14 protein-coding genes and 2 pseudogenes are annotated in these 17164 nt (G+C 44.9%); 10 read left to right on the top strand and 6 right to left on the bottom strand.

The genetic code is table 11. From position 1 onward, the window contains the following. Window positions 1-26 precede the first annotated feature (26 nt). Window positions 27-917 carry a transcriptional activator NhaR gene (gene nhaR, locus KHN78_RS05015; RefSeq protein WP_211920067.1) on the top strand — a complete coding sequence of 297 codons (891 nt, stop codon included), beginning with the start codon at window positions 27-29 and terminating at the stop codon, window positions 915-917. Between the two features lie 112 nt (window positions 918-1029). Further along, window positions 1030-1329 carry an ArsR/SmtB family transcription factor gene (locus KHN78_RS05010; protein ID WP_211920066.1) on the top strand — a complete coding sequence of 100 codons (300 nt, stop codon included), beginning with the start codon at window positions 1030-1032 and terminating at the stop codon, window positions 1327-1329. A gap of 163 nt (window positions 1330-1492) precedes the next feature. On the opposite strand, the gene rpsT is transcribed toward KHN78_RS05010, so the two are convergent. Next, complete coding sequence (gene rpsT / locus KHN78_RS05005; RefSeq protein ID WP_128811610.1) at window positions 1493-1753, bottom strand: 30S ribosomal protein S20; 261 nt, start codon at window positions 1751-1753, stop codon at window positions 1493-1495. Between the two features lie 293 nt (window positions 1754-2046). Here rpsT and murJ point away from each other — a divergent pair, with 293 nt between their 5' ends. The 6 genes and pseudogenes from murJ (at window position 2047) to ispH (ending at window position 9657) form a co-directional block, all read left to right on the top strand. Further along, window positions 2047-3609 carry a murein biosynthesis integral membrane protein MurJ gene (murJ, locus tag KHN78_RS05000; protein ID WP_211920065.1) on the top strand — a complete coding sequence of 521 codons (1563 nt, stop codon included), beginning with the start codon at window positions 2047-2049 and terminating at the stop codon, window positions 3607-3609. A 69-nt stretch (window positions 3610-3678) separates the two neighbouring features. Continuing rightward, entirely contained in the window at window positions 3679-4614 is a 936-nt protein-coding gene (gene ribF, locus KHN78_RS04995) for a bifunctional riboflavin kinase/FAD synthetase (RefSeq protein ID WP_211920064.1), read from the top strand. Between the two features lie 64 nt (window positions 4615-4678). Beyond that, window positions 4679-7525: an isoleucine--tRNA ligase gene (ileS, locus tag KHN78_RS04990; protein WP_211920063.1), complete on the top strand. Its 2847-nt coding sequence runs from the start codon at window positions 4679-4681 to the stop codon at window positions 7523-7525. 73 nt (window positions 7526-7598) lie between these two features. Then, entirely contained in the window at window positions 7599-8105 is a 507-nt protein-coding gene (gene lspA / locus KHN78_RS04985; protein ID WP_128811606.1) for a signal peptidase II, read from the top strand. Window positions 8106-8236: 131 nt separating this feature from the next. Next, window positions 8237-8667, top strand: a pseudogene (gene fkpB / locus KHN78_RS04980) (FKBP-type peptidyl-prolyl cis-trans isomerase). Between the two features lie 24 nt (window positions 8668-8691). Further along, the gene (ispH, locus tag KHN78_RS04975; RefSeq protein WP_164837217.1) at window positions 8692-9657 is read left to right on the top strand and encodes a 4-hydroxy-3-methylbut-2-enyl diphosphate reductase; all 966 of its coding nucleotides are present in this window, start codon (window positions 8692-8694) and stop codon (window positions 9655-9657) included. Between the two features lie 136 nt (window positions 9658-9793). Here ispH and btsR read toward each other — a convergent pair whose 3' ends face one another. From btsR to KHN78_RS04960, 3 genes and pseudogenes are all read right to left on the bottom strand, one after another. Then, entirely contained in the window at window positions 9794-10522 is a 729-nt protein-coding gene (gene btsR, locus KHN78_RS04970; RefSeq protein WP_211920062.1) for a two-component system response regulator BtsR, read from the bottom strand. 23 nt (window positions 10523-10545) lie between these two features. Then, window positions 10546-12224: pseudogene (locus KHN78_RS04965) on the bottom strand (LytS/YhcK type 5TM receptor domain-containing protein). A gap of 127 nt (window positions 12225-12351) precedes the next feature. Continuing rightward, the gene (locus KHN78_RS04960; protein WP_211920061.1) at window positions 12352-13836 is read right to left on the bottom strand and encodes a carbon starvation protein A; all 1485 of its coding nucleotides are present in this window, start codon (window positions 13834-13836) and stop codon (window positions 12352-12354) included. Window positions 13837-14138: 302 nt separating this feature from the next. On the opposite strand from KHN78_RS04960, the gene KHN78_RS04955 reads away from it, so the two are divergent. Then, entirely contained in the window at window positions 14139-14480 is a 342-nt protein-coding gene (locus tag KHN78_RS04955) for a DUF2799 domain-containing protein (RefSeq protein WP_128811600.1), read from the top strand. A 110-nt stretch (window positions 14481-14590) separates the two neighbouring features. After that, entirely contained in the window at window positions 14591-14920 is a 330-nt protein-coding gene (locus KHN78_RS04950; protein WP_211920060.1) for a hypothetical protein, read from the top strand. Between the two features lie 96 nt (window positions 14921-15016). On the opposite strand, the gene murQ is transcribed toward KHN78_RS04950, so the two are convergent. Together murQ and KHN78_RS04940 are read right to left on the bottom strand one after the other, a co-directional pair. Next, window positions 15017-15943, bottom strand: a complete 927-nt coding sequence (murQ, locus tag KHN78_RS04945) for an N-acetylmuramic acid 6-phosphate etherase (RefSeq protein ID WP_211920059.1) — start codon at window positions 15941-15943, stop codon at window positions 15017-15019. 64 nt (window positions 15944-16007) lie between these two features. Beyond that, window positions 16008-17120 carry an anhydro-N-acetylmuramic acid kinase gene (locus KHN78_RS04940; RefSeq protein WP_211920058.1) on the bottom strand — a complete coding sequence of 371 codons (1113 nt, stop codon included), beginning with the start codon at window positions 17118-17120 and terminating at the stop codon, window positions 16008-16010. Window positions 17121-17164 lie beyond the last annotated feature (44 nt).

Genomic DNA, 17164 nt, shown 5'->3' with positions numbered 1-17164 from the left:
TGTCATCTTCTTTTTAGGGATTGGCGATGTCGCATTTAAATTATAATCACCTCTATTACTTCTGGATGGTCTGCAAGCAAGGGTCGGTCACTAAAGCTGCAGAAGCATTGTTTTTGACACCACAAACGGTGACTGGACAAATTAAAGCGTTTGAAGAACGTATGAAAGGCAAGTTGACGAAGCGAAATGGTCGTAGTGTAGAGCCAACAGAGTTAGGGCAATTGGTTTTTAAATACGCAGATCGTATGTTTGGTTTGAGCTATGAAATGCTCGATATCGTCAATTATAGTCAGCATTCTAATATCCTATTTGAAGTGGGTGTCGCGGATGCACTCTCAAAGCGTTTGGTCAGTAAAGTTCTCATGACAACGGTTCCAGAAGACAATAGCATTCACTTGCGCTGTTATGAGTCGACGCATGAATTACTTTTAGAACGACTTTCTCAGCATAAGTTGGATATGATCCTTTCTGATTGCCCTGTCGATTCAACACAAAGCCCAGGCTTGTACAGCAAAAAGTTAGGTGAATGTAGCATGAGTTTTTTTGCCTCTTCAGACGTTCCCGATGCTAAATTTCCTGAAGTTTTAGAGAAGAAGAAGCTCTTGATCCCAGGAAGCCGAACGGCAATGGGACGTAAGGTTCTGCAATGGTTTGATAGACAGGGTTTACAGCCGGACGTATTAGGCGAGTTTGATGATGTCGCGTTAATGAAAGCATTTGCACGTTATCGTGATGACGTGATCTTTTTAGCACCAACGGTTTATATGTCAGAGATAGAAGATGATTGCAGCTTGCAGCTACTTGGACATGTCGAGGATTTAAAAGAAGAGTATTACGTGATCTTTGCCGAACGAATGATCCAACACCCCGCAGTGAAGAACGTATGTGATGCAGATTTTGGTCAAATGTTTGAATGAGCACGTTCCGTTGCTTATTTAAATAGATTACTATCGGCAAAATTATAAAATTCTTGCAACACAACAAGCTAGCCAGTAATAAGGTAAGTACGTTGTCGCTAGAGGCCTAACTATGAATTTACAAGATATGGAGCAGAACTCCGCGAAAGCTGTCGTATTACTTAAAGCGATGGCGAACGAAAGACGTTTACAAATTCTTTGCATGTTGCATAACCAAGAGCTGTCTGTTGGGGAGTTATGTACAAAGTTAGCGTTGAGTCAGTCTGCATTATCTCAGCATCTAGCATGGCTTCGTCGTGATGAGTTAGTTGCAACAAGAAAAGAAGCACAAACGGTCTACTACACATTGAAAAGTGATGAAGTAAAAGCGCTCATTAAAACGCTTCATGCGCTTTATTGTAAAGAAAATTAATAGGAAAGAAACTGAAGCGAAAACGCAGATGTTTGACTTCGAGAAATGTGAAAAGCTGGCACTGCTGGCTTTTTTAGTGCCGAACGTTTGAGGTTGAGTGAAATTTGGATATAAAAAAACCGGCAAAAGCCGGTTTTTTCTTCACTGTAAAATCAAATTTCTATTATAGAGCTTTGATTTGTGCAGCGAAACGAGACTTATGACGTGCAGCTTTGTTCTTGTGAACAAGGCCTTTAGTCGCCATGCGGTCTAGGATAGGTGTAACTACAGCGAATGCAGCAGTTGCAGCTTCTTTGTCGCCTGCTTCGATAGCAGCAACAGTTTTCTTCATGTAAGTACGCATCATTGAGCGACGGCTAGCATTGTGCTGACGACGTTTCTCAGCTTGGATAGCGCGCTTCTTAGCAGATTTACTATTTGCCAAGGGTCTAACTCCCAAAAACTTATTTCTATGACAATTTAAGGGCGAGGAATATCCCCTATTTGCGCTTAAATGTCAAATGATTTGTGCAAAAACCCATCGAAACCAAAACAAGTTTTGGTAAGAAAGGTTATCGCGGTTAAGATGGCGGGGATTCTAACAGTATTTTTAGACCAATGCTAATAATTATCCGCTAGATCTAACAATAAGCGGATATATTTTTAACTCCGATTTGGAGCTTTCAAAGGCTTAGAGGAATAGGGTTGGTTATCTAATGGTGATATACCGAGGTTAAAGTGAGTAAACGACTGCTCAAGTCTGGCATGATCGTCAGTGCTATGACATTAATATCTCGCGTTCTAGGCTTAGTTCGTGATGTAGTGGTTGCAAATTTAATGGGCGCAGGCGCGAGTGCTGATGTCTTCTTTTTTGCAAATAAGATCCCTAACTTTCTACGCCGACTGTTTGCAGAAGGTGCATTTTCTCAAGCGTTTGTACCCGTATTAACGGAAAGTCATGCTCAAGGTGACATGGATAAAACCCGTGAACTGATTGCTCGCGCCGCAGGTACACTAGGGGTCATTGTCTCTATTGTTACTTTGTTTGGTGTTCTTGGCTCAGGTGTGGTTACGGCGCTATTTGGTTTTGGTTGGTTCCTTGATTGGATGAATGGTGGTCCATCGGCTGAGAAGTTCGAGCTTGCCAGCGTTATGCTAAAAATTACCTTTCCTTATTTATGGTTCATTACTTTTGTCGCGTTATCCGGAGCCATTCTTAATACTTTAGGTAAGTTTGCCGTCTCTTCTTTTACACCTGTTTTCCTCAACGTGATGATCATCTTTGCGGCTTGGTTTATTTCACCGCAAATGTCACAACCTGAGATCGGCCTTGCGATAGGGGTATTCCTTGGAGGTTTGGTTCAGTTTCTATTCCAAATTCCTTTCCTTATTAAAGCGGGAGTGATGGTGAAACCGAAATGGGGTTGGCGCGATCCTGGTGTAGTTAAGATCCGTACCCTAATGATTCCTGCTTTATTTGGTGTTTCGGTCAGCCAAATCAACTTGTTGTTCGATACCTTTATTGCCAGCTTTCTACAAACCGGTTCGATCAGTTGGTTGTATTATTCAGATCGCTTGTTGGAATTCCCATTAGGTCTTTTTGGTATTGCTATCGCGACGGTTATTTTGCCAGCATTGTCACGTAAACACGTAGATGCACACAGTGAGGGTTTCTCCGATACGATGGATTGGGGGGTGCGAATGGTCACTTTGCTAGGCATCCCAGCGATGCTTGGTTTGATGGTGCTTGCGAAACCAATGTTGATGGTGCTGTTTATGCGTGGTGAGTTTTCACCACAAGATGTTCATCAAGCGTCTCTCTCGTTACTAGCCTATGCATCAGGTTTGCTCAACTTTATGTTGATTAAAGTGCTTGCGCCGGGTTACTACTCACGACAAGACACCAAAACACCAGTGAAGTACGGCATTGTTGCGATGGTAACAAATATGGTTTTTAACGCTATTTTTGCCTATTTCTACGGTTATGTTGGATTGGCTATCGCGACGGCGTTATCGGCATTTGTGAATATGGCCCTGTTGTATCGTGGGCTGCATATTGCTGGTGTGTATCAAGTCTCTAAACGTACAGTCTTATTTATTGCTCGCCTTGTGATTGCTGGGGGCGCAATGGTCGCTGCGATCTTGTGGCAGCTTGAAGACATGTCCGTATGGTTAAACTGGAGTTTTGCTCATCGCAGTGGCGTATTAGGAATGCTGGTTGCGCTGGGCGCTGCGGTCTATCTCGCGGTCGTGTTTTTACTCGGTATACGTTTTAAAGACCTAAAAGCTGGGACAGAATAAGGTTGATTGGTATATAATCCGTCAGTTTCACACAGTGCAAAGTTAAACAGAGGCATAAAGCAGTATCCAATGGAACTGATCAGAGGCATTCACAATATCAAGACACAGCATCATGGTTGTGTGTTGACTATTGGCAATTTCGATGGCGTACATAGAGGCCATCAACAAGTATTGCAGCAAGTGTCTGACCAAGCGAAGAAACTTGCGTTACCATCGGTTGTGATGACCTTTGAACCTCAGCCAATGGAGCTGTTTGCTCGAAAAAAAGCGCCAGCAAGGTTGACTCGCTTGCGAGATAAGTTTGTTCAGCTGAGTAAGCTCGACATAGATCGCTTGCTTTGCGTTAACTTCAATCGTCATTTTGCCGATTTGACCGCGGAGGAATTTATCCGTGACTTGTTGGTGGTTCGATTGGGTGTTAAGTTTCTTGTCGTAGGTGATGATTTCTGTTTCGGCAAGGGCCGCTCAGGAAGCTTTTCTATGTTACAAGAGGCGGGGGAAAAGTACGGTTTTAAAGTCGTCAGTACCCAAAGCTTTTGTTTGCAACAATTACGAGTCAGTAGCACGGCTATTCGAAAAGCATTGGCTTGTGATGATTTGCATTCTGCCCAAGAGATGCTTGGAAGAGATTACAGCATCAGCGGGCGCGTTTCACACGGAAGAAAGTTAGGTCGAACCATAGGGTTCCCGACAGCAAATATTCCGTTGAAGCGCTGTGTATCTCCGGTTTCCGGAGTTTATGTTGTTCAAGCGCTTGGTTTAGGAGATAAGCCGATTGGTGGCGTCGCTAACATTGGTCAAAGACCAACAGTAAATGGCGTTCGTCAGCAGTTAGAAGTACACTTATTCGACTTTCATGCTAATTTGTATGGCAAGCAGCTAGAAGTAAAACTTTTGCATAAACTTAGAAATGAGCAAAAGTTTGAGTCGTTTGAAGCACTTAAACAACAGATTGAATTGGATGCTGAAGCAGCAAGGGTGTGGCTGCGTCAGCTTAAGCGTTGAGCGGTTTATTCCACCGTGAAACATAATGTCTAATTTTCGCCCAATATAACGGAATTAAGAATCGATGAGTGAGTATAAAGATACCCTGAATTTACCTGAAACAGGGTTTCCAATGCGCGGCAACCTGGCCAATCGTGAGCCAGAAATGCTTGAGCGTTGGTACAAAGAAGATCTTTACGGTGAAATCCGTAAAGCTAAGAAAGGCAAAAAGTCATTCGTACTGCACGATGGCCCTCCTTATGCGAACGGTGACATTCACATTGGTCACGCACTAAACAAGATTCTTAAAGACATTATTATTAAATCCAAAACACTTTCAGGTTTTGACGCACCATACATCCCAGGCTGGGACTGTCACGGTCTACCAATCGAATTGATGGTAGAAAAGAAAGTCGGTAAGCCGGGTCAAAAAGTGACGGCAGCTGAATTCCGTGAAAAATGTCGTGAATACGCGGCAGGTCAAGTTGAAGGTCAAAAAGAGAGCTTTAAGCGTCTTGGCATCATGGGCGAGTGGGACAAACCATACCGCACTATGGATTTCGCAACAGAAGCAAACATCATTCGCGCACTTGGTAAGATCGCAAGCAAAGGCCACCTATTGAAAGGTTTCAAACCTGTTCACTGGTGTACAGATTGTGGTTCAGCACTGGCTGAAGCGGAAGTTGAATACAAAGATAAAGTATCACCGTCTATCGACGTTCGCTTTAAAGCGGCTGACGAAGCAGCGCTGCTATCTAAGTTTGAACTGACAGAAGGTCATGAAGGTCAAGGTGACGTATCTATCGTTATCTGGACAACAACACCTTGGACACTGCCAGCAAACCGTGCGGTATGTCTACGTGATGATCTAGAGTACGTACTTATCCAGACAGAAGGTGACAACGCTGAGCGCATCATCGTTGCTGCTGAATTGGCGAAAGACGTAATGGATCGCGCAGGTATTGAGCACTTCCACAACCTAGGTTTTGCGAAAGGTGCGGATCTTGAACTTTGTCAGTTCCAACATCCATTCTACGATTTCACGGTACCGGCGATCCTTGGTGATCACGTTACGACTGATTCAGGTACTGGTGTTGTTCACACTGCACCTGGTCACGGTCAAGAAGACTTCGCGGTTGGTAACAAGTACAACCTAGAAGTAGCTAACCCAGTTGGCTCAAACGGCGTTTACCTACCTGATACAGAGCTATTTGCTGGTCAGCACGTATTTAAAGCGAACGATGCAGTCGTAGAAGTGCTAAAAGAAAAAGGTGCACTGCTACACCATCACGCATACGAGCACAGCTACCCACACTGTTGGCGTCATAAGACTCCAATCATCTTCCGTGCAACACCTCAATGGTTCGTATCGATGGACCAAGCAGGCCTGCGTGCTAAAGCACTAGAGTCTATCAAGAGTGTTGAGTGGATGCCTGAGTGGGGTCAAAGCCGTATCGAGGGTATGATCGAAGGTCGCCCTGAGTGGTGTATCTCTCGCCAGCGTACTTGGGGTGTGCCAATTGCTCTGTTTGTTCACAAAGAAACAGCAGAACTTCATCCAAATACACTAGAGCTCATCGAGAAAGTGGCTCAGGTAGTGGAAGAAAAAGGCATCCAAGCATGGTGGGATATTGATTCTGTCGAATTGCTAGGTGACGACGCAGAACAGTACGAAAAAGTACTTGATACGTTAGATGTATGGTTCGATTCAGGTGTAACACACTTCTCTGTTGTTGATGCTCGTGAAGAGTACAACGGCAATAGTGCAGATCTATACCTAGAAGGTTCTGACCAACACCGTGGTTGGTTCCAGTCTTCTCTCATTTCATCTATCGCGATGAAAGACGAAGCGCCTTATAAACAAGTACTAACACACGGTTTCGTGGTTGATGGTCACGGCCGTAAGATGTCGAAATCTATCGGTAACGTGGTTGCGCCAAAAGACGTAACCAACAAGCTAGGTGCTGACATTCTTCGTCTATGGGTTGCTTCTACAGACTACACTGGTGAAGTTGCGGTTTCTGATGAAATCCTAAAACGCAGCGCAGATGCGTACCGTCGTATCCGTAACACAGCACGTTTCTTCCTTGCGAACCTAAGTGGCTTCAATCCTGCAACAGACATCGTTCCTGCAGAGGAAATGGTGGCACTAGATCGCTGGGCAGTTGGTCGTGCACTAGCAGCACAAGAAGAAATTGTAAAAGCATACGGTGAATACAACATTCACGCGGTAACTCAACGTTTGATGCAATTCTGTTCAATCGAAATGGGTTCTTTCTACCTAGATGTAATTAAAGACCGTCAGTACACAGCAAAACGTGGTGGCCACGCTCAACGTAGCTGTCAAACTGCGCTTTACTACATTGTAGAAGCACTAGTGCGTTGGATGGCGCCAATTATGTCGTTTACTGCAGACGAAATTTGGAACGAAATGCCAGCGTTGCTTCCATCTGGAGAGAACCGTGACAAGTTTGTATTTACGGGTGAATGGTTCGATGGGCTATTTGGTCTTGCTGAAGGCGAAGAGCTAAACAACGAATTCTGGACTGAAATCCAAGCAGTTCGTGGTGCAGTGAACAAACTTCTAGAAGATGCTCGTAAAGAGAAAATCATTGGTGGTGCCCTTCAAGCGGAAGTGACGCTATTTGCTGATGATGCACTTGCTGCGAAAATCAACAAACTAGAAGACGAACTACGTTTCGTATTGCTAACTTCTGGCGCGAAAGTGAAATCACTAAGCGAGAAGTCTGACGCAGCACAAGCAACGGACATTGAAGGTTTGTTCGTTGAAGTGACAGCAGCAGAAGGCGAGAAGTGTGACCGTTGTTGGCACCATACCGCTGATGTAGGCACAATCGAAGGTCACGAGAAAGTTTGTGGTCGTTGTGTGTCTAACGTTGATGGTGAAGGCGAACAGCGTAAATTCGCATAATTGCCTAGAGCGATTGAACTTTTATTAAAATTGACAGCCCCAGTATTTACTGGGGCTGTTTGTAGGTAAAGTAATGAGTGAAAAAGCACTGACGTTAAAGCAATCTGGAGTTCGCTGGTTATGGCTTGCGATTCTGATCTTTATTGCTGATATTAGTATCAAGTTGGTAGTGATGGATAACATGGGTTATGGGTGGGCAAACCGTATTGAGGTACTGCCATTCTTTAACTTATTGTATGTTCATAATTATGGTGCAGCATTTAGTTTTCTGAGCGATCAAGCGGGCTGGCAGCGATGGCTCTTTACAGGCATTGCTTTTGTCGTGACTGGCCTGTTAACTTACTGGATGAGCAAACTGCCTGCGAAAGAAAAGTGGAATAACATTGCGTATGCTATGATCATTGGTGGCGCTGTCGGTAACGTATTTGACCGTGTTGTACATGGTTTTGTCGTTGATTATCTAGACTTTTTCTGGGGCAGTTATCACTGGCCTGCGTTTAATTTAGCGGATATGGCAATTGTTATCGGCGCGGCAATGATCATCCTTGATGGTTTCCGTAAAAAGGATGCTGAGTCATAATCTTTTTGCGATATAGCGAATAACCCTAGGCGCCGTCCGTTGATTCGGGCGGCGCTTTTTATTATGTTGGAGCCAATCAGCGTGTACTTTAAATAGAACGTTGGATAACCCGAGAACAAGGAAGCAGTAACGTGACAATAATAAAGAGTGATTCGGCAGTAACTTTGCATTTCACCATCAAGATGAAAGATGGGTCGGTTGCAGACAGCACGCATAATATGGGGAAACCAGCGAAGTTCGCGATGGGGATGGCAGCCTAAGTGTAAACTTTGAGCAGTGTTTGTTAGGTTTGAAATCTGGTGAGCAAAAGGCAATTGAACTAAAAGCGGAAGATGCATTTGGCATGCCTAACCCTGATCATATTCATCATATGGAACGCACCAAGTTTGTCGGCGATGCAGAAGTGGAAGTGGGTACGATCATGGCGTTTAGTGGCCCAGATGGTATGGAAATTCCAGGGATCATTACTGAAATTGCCGGAGATTCAGTAACGGTGGACTTTAACCATCCACTCGCGGGGCAAGACGTGACTTTCGAAGTCGAAATTTTGTCAGTAGAATAGCGAACCAAATAAAAGATAACTTCCATGAGCAATGAAATGAAAATCCTGTTAGCTAACCCACGTGGTTTTTGTGCTGGTGTTGACCGTGCGATTAGCATCGTAGAACGTGCGCTAGAGATGTATCAGCCACCAATCTATGTTCGTCATGAAGTCGTGCACAATCGTTTTGTCGTCGAGGGCTTAAAGCAGCGTGGGGCAATCTTTGTTGAAGAGTTAAGCGAAGTGCCAGACAACAACATTGTGATTTTCTCCGCTCATGGTGTGTCACAAGCCGTTCGCCAAGAAGCGAAGTCTCGTGATCTAACGGTGTTTGATGCGACCTGTCCGCTGGTAACCAAAGTACATATGGAAGTCGCGCGTGCGAGCCGTCGTAATATGGAAGTGGTGCTGATTGGTCATGCTGGTCACCCAGAAGTGGAGGGTACTATGGGCCAGTACTCCAGCGAGACGGGTGGCATGTACCTTGTGGAAACGCCAGCCGATGTCGAGAAGCTCAAATCGATCGTGAAAGATCCATCGGATCTGCACTATGTAAGCCAAACGACTTTGTCTGTTGATGAAACGGCGGATGTGATTGAAGAGCTACGCCGTGTATTTCCAGGCATTCAAGGCCCGCGTAAAGACGACATCTGCTATGCAACGCAAAATCGTCAAGATGCCGTGCGTGAGCTTTCTAGTGATGTGGATGTCATGATTGTTGTGGGCTCTAAGAATTCCTCAAACTCAACGCGCTTAAAAGAGTTGGCTGAAAAGCTAGGTACGCCAGGTTACCTAACGGATTGCCCTGAAGACATTAAGCCAGAATGGTTTGAAAGCAAATCTAAAGTGGGAGTGACCGCTGGAGCATCGGCACCTGAAGAGTTGGTAAATCAGATCCTTGAGCGCATCAAAGAGTTGGTCGGTGCTCGCTCAGTGGATGAAGTTCTTGGCCGCGAAGAGAACATGTTCTTCGAAGTACCAAAAGAGCTACAAATCAAGCAAGTTGATTAATACAGCTTAATTAAATAGAAGAGAGGCGACCATGGTGTCGCCTTTTTTGTTCGGTTGGTTCTTGGTGTTGATGAGAGTGACAGTATTGATGATCGCACAGCATTCATGAGCGAATAGTAATGATTATCGTACGGTATTAATGGCTAATGCCAAGCATTTCTTTAAGCACTTTGAGGTAACGACGGCTCACAGGGATCTCAAAGCCTGTTTTGGTAATGATTTCTGCCAGTCCATTTTCTAGTAGCTTAATCTCACTGATGGCCTTGATACTGACTAAGTACTGGCGATGACAGCGTACTAGCGGAGTTTTCTCTTCTATGGTTTTGAGGGTGAGTTGTGTACTGGCCGTTTGGCTTAAAGAGCGTACATGTACACCACTGATGTCACTGTAGGCACACTCGACCGTTTCGGTAGACATGATCACAATGCGGTTATGTCCAATGCAAGGGATTTGATCCAAGCTATTAGGCGCAATACTGGAGAGTTGTTGAGTCAGTGACGATTGGTTGAAAGCTTTGTGGAGGCGTGCCACCGTCTTATTGAGGCGACATGGATCGACGGGTTTAAGCAGGTAATCAAAGGCATTATCTTCAAACGCCTGAACTGCGTATTGGTCATAGGCAGTGACGAATACCACGTATGGCATGGTGTCAGGATCAAGCATACCTAAAAGCTCAATACCAGTAACCTGTGGCATTTGTATGTCGAGAAATACTACGTCCGGTTTTAGTTCATTGATTTTTTTTAGTCCGACAATGGCGTTAGCTGCATCGCCAATGACATCAATTTGACCAGTTTCATTTAATAATTCTGCCAGCTCTTCACGAGCAAATTGTTCATCATCAATGATGAGGGCGGTTAACATCCAGGGCTACCTTAGTGTTCAATTTATTGTACGCGGCTTAAAGACGGAATGATAAAGCTCATTCTGGTAAATTGGTCCTGCTGATGAGTAATTTTTAGCGCTGAATCACGCCCAAATTGATTTGATAACCGTTTATCGACAATTTCCATCCCCAAACCAGAATGATTCTCTTGCGGTGCTTTATAACTGCCCGCGTTGTCTTCTACGGTAATGAGGTAACCTTGTGGGTGAGTGCGGCTATAGATTTGCACTTTCCCCCCCTCGAGCATATTGGAGATACCATGTTTTATCGCGTTCTCTACCAGAGGTTGTAACGTAAAGCTGGGTAACTTGATATCAAGTAATTCTGGGTCAATATTAATATCTACTTCTAAGCGGTCGGTAAAGCGGGCTTTTTCTATGCTCAAGTAAGCGTTGACATGCGCAAGTTCCTCTTTGAGCGTGACGGTATTGATATTTTGCTTCAAGTTACTGCGAAAGAAGTGCGATAAGCTCTGAATCAACTCTCGCGCTTTATCAGGGTCACGGCGTGTGATCGCACTGATGGTGTTGAGCGCATTGAACAGAAAGTGCGGATTCACCTGAGCGTGCAGTAGTTTGATTTCTGCTTGAGCTAACAATGCTTGCTGTTGCTGGTAATCCCCATATAGGATTTGGCTCGATAATAATTGAGCGATCCCCTCAGCCATGGACATATTTGCGGTTGAGAAAAGCTTTCGTTTTGGCTCGTAAAGCTTAATAGTGCCCACCACCTCTTTGCCTGCGCGTAATGGGATGATCAACGCTGAGCCCAATTTACAGTCTTTTGCGAGAGAGCATTGATATGGATGTTCGCTGCCATCGAGATAAATGATGTCATTTTTTCCATTGAATCTAACGTACTTTGCGAGGAGATCGGCGTATTTGGCTTATGGTGGTCATCCCCAATACCAACGAATGCGAGTATCTTTTGTTGATCGGTGATCGCAACAGCACCAACCTTGGTTTCTTCATAAATAATACGAGCGATTTTATCGGCGTTTTCACTATTAAATCCGGTACTTAAAATACCGACTGAGCGATCAGCAATACTCAGAGCTCGTCGAGAGAATGTGGCGGAGTACTTTTCAAAGATGGTTTTACGATCTTGTAGGATACTCATAAACAAAGCGGCGCCGACCGAGTTGGCGATGATCATTGGTGCTGCAATGGCTGAAACAAGTTCATAAGCTTGGCTGAATGGTTTTGCTACTGCGAGCAATAATGCCATTTGTACGATTTCGGCGATAAAGGTAATGCTGAATACCACGCTAGGGTTAAACAGCATCGCTCCTTTGTTGCGCTTGATTAAGTAGACATGTAATAAGCCGCCAATTAACCCCTCTGCGGTTGTAGAGATCGCGCAGGCTAGGTCAGTAAATCCACCCAAGGTATAGCGATGAATCCCGCCAGTTAAACCAACGGCAAAGCCAACAACCGGTCCTCCAAACAGCCCGCCCATCACCGCGCCAATGGCTCGTGTATTGGCGATTGCATCGTTGATTTGTAAGCCAAAGTAGGTGCCTAAGATACAAAATCCAGAAAAGAGTACGTAGCAAATAAGCCGATGACTAAGACGAGAAGAGATGCTCAGTAGTGGCAAAATGATCGGTGTTTTACTCAGCATGTAAGCCAGCACTAAGTAAACACACATTTGCTGTAATAGGGAAATGACCAGTTCCATAGTGAACCTAACCTAAAAATGATGCGGTTATTGTAACGTAGAAGAGAAACAAAAAGAGCCTGCGATGTGCAGGCTCTTGGTTTCTTCCAGTCATAATAATGAATGGGTTAGCGAGCAACGATATGCATTATGCGGTTTCTGAGGCTGCTTGTGGTTTGTCTTCATCGGCCAGATCAGTTTCCCCTTTACCTTTAGAAGTCTTGATTACATAGCCTGCTACTGCAAGTGAGAACAAGATCCCAGCGATAGTTGAAACTTGAATTGGCAGACCAAAACCTAGCGTGCTGTTGTTGAGGATAAACGTCACACACACCGTTGTCATAAATACTGCAGGTACTGTTGTAATCCAGTGCAGTTTGTTATGACGTAGTAGGTAAGCTGAAGCAGTCCAAAGCATCATGACGGCTGTAGTTTGGTTAGCAAAGCCGAAGTAACGCCAGATAATTCCGAAATCAACTTGTGTGAGAATGCCGCCGATAACGAACAGAGGTACTGCCATAAGTAGACGGTTACGCAGTGTTTTTTGTTCCATGTTGAAGTATTCAGCTAGGATCAAGCGGCTAGAGCGGAACGCGGTATCACCCGATGTGATTGGTAAGATAACTACGCCAAGGAAAGCCAGTACGCCACCAAACGTACCAAGAAGTCCAAATGATGCACTGTATACCACGTTACCAGGACCACCATTTTTCACCGCTTCAGATAACGCGTCTAGTGAACCGAAGAAAGACAGAGCGATAGCACACCAGATTAGGGCAATAACACCCTCACCAATCATTGCTCCGTAGAAAACGAAACGGCCATTTTTTTCGTTTTCCATACAACGTGCCATCAAAGGAGATTGAGTCGCGTGGAAGCCAGAGATCGCACCACATGCAATAGTGATAAACAGGGCAGGCCATAGAGGCATATCGTTCGGGTTCAAGTTAGTGAACATATCACTCACTTGGAAATCACTCATTACCGTATGCTCGCCAGAGAAAGCAACCGCTGTCATTAGGCCGACAGACATAAAGATCAGTAGCGCACCAAATAGAGGGTAGAAACGGCCAATGATTTTATCGACAGGAACGATAGTCGCCAGAATGTAGTAACCAAAAATTAATACAACCATCGTCGTCATACTAACGGTTAGGCTGGTTTGTTCGTTGATTAGGTTCGTGATCATGCCTGCAGGAGCAGAAACAAAAACCACACCAACAAGAAGCAGTAGGACAATGGCAAAGATGTTCATAAAGTGTTTTGCGCCATTACCTAAGTAGCGACCCGTAATAGTTGGTACAGAAGCACCGCCATTACGAATAGAAAGCATGCCCGAGAAATAATCGTGGACGGCACCTGCAAAGATACAGCCAACTACAATCCAAAGCATTGCCGCAGGACCGTATAGCGCACCCATGATTGGGCCGAAGATTGGGCCGACACCAGCAATGTTAAGTAGCTGAACAAGGTAAACTTTTTTAGTTGGCATGCGAACGTAATCAACACCATCCGCTTTAGTATGCGCAGGTGTTTTACGATTCTCGTTGATGCCAAAAACTTTCTCAACGAAAGCGCCGTAGATGAAGTATCCGCCGATGAGGGCCGCGACACAGGTTAAAAACCACATCATAACAATAGTCCTTGGGTTATGGTTTGAAAGAGTAATTTTAAAATCTCAAGGTGCATGGTATTCGCCTCTGTTGTTCTGTGCATTTGCTTAGTGGGTGAGTGGTCGAATAGAGAAACGAGTGGTCGCTATGGTGATTAAGTGGTTTTAACGTTTGCTTGAGTGGAGAGGTGCCCTGTATGAGTGGTGGTATTCGATATTTAGTGGTTGTGGCTGATGCTCAACGGTTGTTTCAATGAGATAAGCGGTAAAGATAATAGAATAGTGGTAAGCTTGTTTTTAAAACAATCAGTTAAGGAATAACAATGAAAAAAGCAGCGTTAGGGTTGGCGTTAGTTTTACTTGCTGGGTGTGCGGCAACAACGGAAGAATTGGCGCAGTCTGGTGATTGGTATCAAGTCGGTTACCAAGATGGCGTTGCAGGCCACACGTCACGTTCAGTGAAAGAACTACGTGCATTGGGGGATGTTAAACAAGGCGATTATGATCAAGGTTACCTTGAGGGTGTTGCGGAATATTGTAATCCCGATTTTGCTTATCAAATGGGCCTCTCCGGTCAGTATTACGAGGGAGTATGTGAAGGTACGCCCCAAGCGCAAAAGTTCCGTATGGAATGGCAGCGTGGTTGGAACGAGTACAATAATTAGTGCTGTTTCATAATCAAGACAACGTTAGGCTTTGTTAATCTTCTGACATTTGAATTTTATTGATTTGATGTACTAATGGTATGAGATTGAATCGCAAGTGAAATGAAAACATGAAGAAAGTCTTATTGGTCGGATTGGCATTGCTCCCTTTAACCGTTGGTGCGACGAATGTGCTGAAAGAGTCGATAAAAATGAAGCGGAATTACGACCACAACAAGCATCGTATTACCAACACAATTAATCACACGAAGCGCAATATCAAGGAGATCACCGATGGCACTTATGTGGAAAATCAGGTGAAGCGTGAAGTGAACCAAACTACGCGCAAGTACACCAATAAAGTCGACAATGTTAAGAACATGACCAATCCCGATCGCATCAAACGTAAAGCGAATGACAAGCTCAATCAAGAGTTTGATGAGTGGTTGTATGAAGACTAATGATTGATATTAAATGAAAAAGGAGACCTTGTTGTCTCCTTTTGGTTTTGAATGGCTTAGGTTATCCCAAGTTGAGGTTAGATAAGTTCGACTCAGTTATTTGGGCTGGTGGCTTTCTACCGCTTTACGTAGGAAACCGTCTTGATGATGTAGATGTGTCCGAGCGGAATCGATATCAAGATCGGTCAGGATCATTAAAATCGCTAACTTCACTTCGTAATCAGTCTGTTTAAGTACTTCAGTTGCTTGCTCTTTGCTGCAATCGGTCGCTTGCATCACAATACGCGCTGCTCGTGCGACGAGCTTGTTGTTGGTTGCTTTGACATCCACCATCAGGTTTTGATAGCTCTTACCTAAACGGATCATACTTGCTGTGGTCAGCATGTTCAGAACCAGTTTTTGCGCAGTGCCTGATTTCAAACGTGTTGAGCCCGTCAATGCTTCAGGCCCGACTACTGGGCAAATAGCGATTTTAGCAATGTCTGCAATTGGAGAATCTGGATTACAAGATAGCGCTACCGTTGTCGCGCCAATCTCATTGGCGTACTCCAAACCGCCAATTACATAAGGTGTGCGACCACTGGCGGCAATGCCGACCACGACGTCGCGATTGGTGAACTCGATGTCTTTCAAATCTTGCTCGCCTAACATCGGAGAGTCTTCCGCGCCCTCTTTCGCTTTGAGGATGGCCTCTGGTCCGCCAGCGATTAGACCAATCACCATTTTGTCAGACACGCCAAACGTTGGCGGGCATTCCGATGCATCGAGCACGCCTAAGCGGCCACTGGTACCAGCTCCCATATAAACCAAACGACCTCCAGCTTTAAATGCGTCGGTAATGTTGTCCACCGCGAGGGCGATTTCTGGCAGCACTTTTTCCACCGCGAGCGGAACGAGTTTATCTTGTTGGTTAAGACGTTGAACAATGTCTAAAGATGGCAGCAAGTCGATGTCCATTGTATCTGGGTTACGCCCCTCTGATACAAGGTGGGCAAGAGCAGCAATAAGCGCGTCATTTGTCATAGTGGTTTAAGCCTTTTGAATACTGATTTCGATTATTTTTGTCGCTGTATCTGGAACAACGCATTTAGTTTTTAGGATAAAGCACACCGAGGGAAGCAAGACGGCTTGCACCAGTCACTTCCGGTAAATTGCTCGGCAATCCGTTGATGTGTCGCTGAGCAAGCCAAGCAAACGCCATGGCTTCCATATAGTCGCTATCCACACCTTTGTCGTTCGTTGTTGCGACTTGCCACTGAGGTAGGAGTTCTATCAAGCGTTGCATGAGTAGTGGGTTTCTCGCACCACCACCACACACTAATAGCTGAGGCGTTTGACCATGAGTGAACTTTTCAACCTCGTTTGCAATAGTCACCGCCGAATACTCACAAAGTGTGCGTTGTACATCTTGCGCAGAGGCATTGTGAAGTGCTATCTGTTTATTCAACCAATCGGTATTGAACAGCTCTCGGCCAGTGCTCTTTGGTGCCGGCATGGTAAGGTAAGGTTCTGTTAAGAATTGAGCCAGTAAAGCCGCATCAATATTGCCTTGCAGAGCAAATAGCGCGTCTTTGTCGAAGCTTTGTCCAGTGTGTCGTTCACACCATGCGTCCATCAACATATTACCTGGACCAGTATCGTAGCCAATCACTGCTTGTTCCGGGTGCAGTACTGAGATGTTGGCAATACCACCGATGTTAAGCACCACGGTGGTGGAATCTTGCATGGCAAAAATGCTTTTATGGAAAGCAGGGACGAGTGGTGCGCCTTGACCGCCCAATGCCATGTCTTTACGACGAAAATCTGCCACGGTATCAATGCTAGTCTTAGCCGCAATGATGTTGGCATCGCCCAGTTGGGTGGTGAAGGGAAGATCGCCAGTTGGCTGGTGGAACACGGTTTGACCATGATTGCCAATGGCTCGGATTTGCTCAGCGGAATAGCCAGATTTATCTAATAGTTGTAAGACTGCATCAGCAAACAGGTGCCCAAGTTGGTGGTCGAGTTCACCAATGGCTTTAAGGTTCGTGTCTTGCCCAGTACAAACCGATAATAGAGTTTGCTTAATATGAGCGGGCATTGGGTAATCATCGTGTGCGATCAAGCGAACATGGTTATTTTCAATTTCAACTAGTGCGGTATCTACGCCATCCATGCTGGTTCCAGACATCACGCCAATGTACAGATTGTTAAGATTCACAGCCGATTCCGTCAATTCTTCGATTCACTTATTGTAAAGCAATT

This window comes from Vibrio sp. B1REV9 (genome assembly GCF_905175395.2).
GTDB classification, from domain to species: Bacteria; Pseudomonadota; Gammaproteobacteria; order Enterobacterales; family Vibrionaceae; genus Vibrio; species Vibrio alfacsensis.
This window is presented reverse-complemented; position numbering and strand designations above follow the sequence as displayed.

Coding starts and splice junctions, on each gene's coding strand:
- nhaR (WP_211920067.1), top strand. CDS start 27: ATGTCGCATTTAAATTATAATCACCTCTATTACTTCTGGATGGTCTGC.
- KHN78_RS05010 (WP_211920066.1), top strand. CDS start 1,030: ATGAATTTACAAGATATGGAGCAGAACTCCGCGAAAGCTGTCGTATTA.
- ribF (WP_211920064.1), top strand. CDS start 3,679: ATGGAACTGATCAGAGGCATTCACAATATCAAGACACAGCATCATGGT.
- ileS (WP_211920063.1), top strand. CDS start 4,679: ATGAGTGAGTATAAAGATACCCTGAATTTACCTGAAACAGGGTTTCCA.
- lspA (WP_128811606.1), top strand. CDS start 7,599: ATGAGTGAAAAAGCACTGACGTTAAAGCAATCTGGAGTTCGCTGGTTA.
- ispH (WP_164837217.1), top strand. CDS start 8,692: ATGAGCAATGAAATGAAAATCCTGTTAGCTAACCCACGTGGTTTTTGT.
- btsR (WP_211920062.1), bottom strand. CDS start 10,522: ATGTTAACCGCCCTCATCATTGATGATGAACAATTTGCTCGTGAAGAG.
- KHN78_RS04960 (WP_211920061.1), bottom strand. CDS start 13,836: ATGATGTGGTTTTTAACCTGTGTCGCGGCCCTCATCGGCGGATACTTC.
- KHN78_RS04955 (WP_128811600.1), top strand. CDS start 14,139: ATGAAAAAAGCAGCGTTAGGGTTGGCGTTAGTTTTACTTGCTGGGTGT.
- KHN78_RS04950 (WP_211920060.1), top strand. CDS start 14,591: ATGAAGAAAGTCTTATTGGTCGGATTGGCATTGCTCCCTTTAACCGTT.
- murQ (WP_211920059.1), bottom strand. CDS start 15,943: ATGACAAATGACGCGCTTATTGCTGCTCTTGCCCACCTTGTATCAGAG.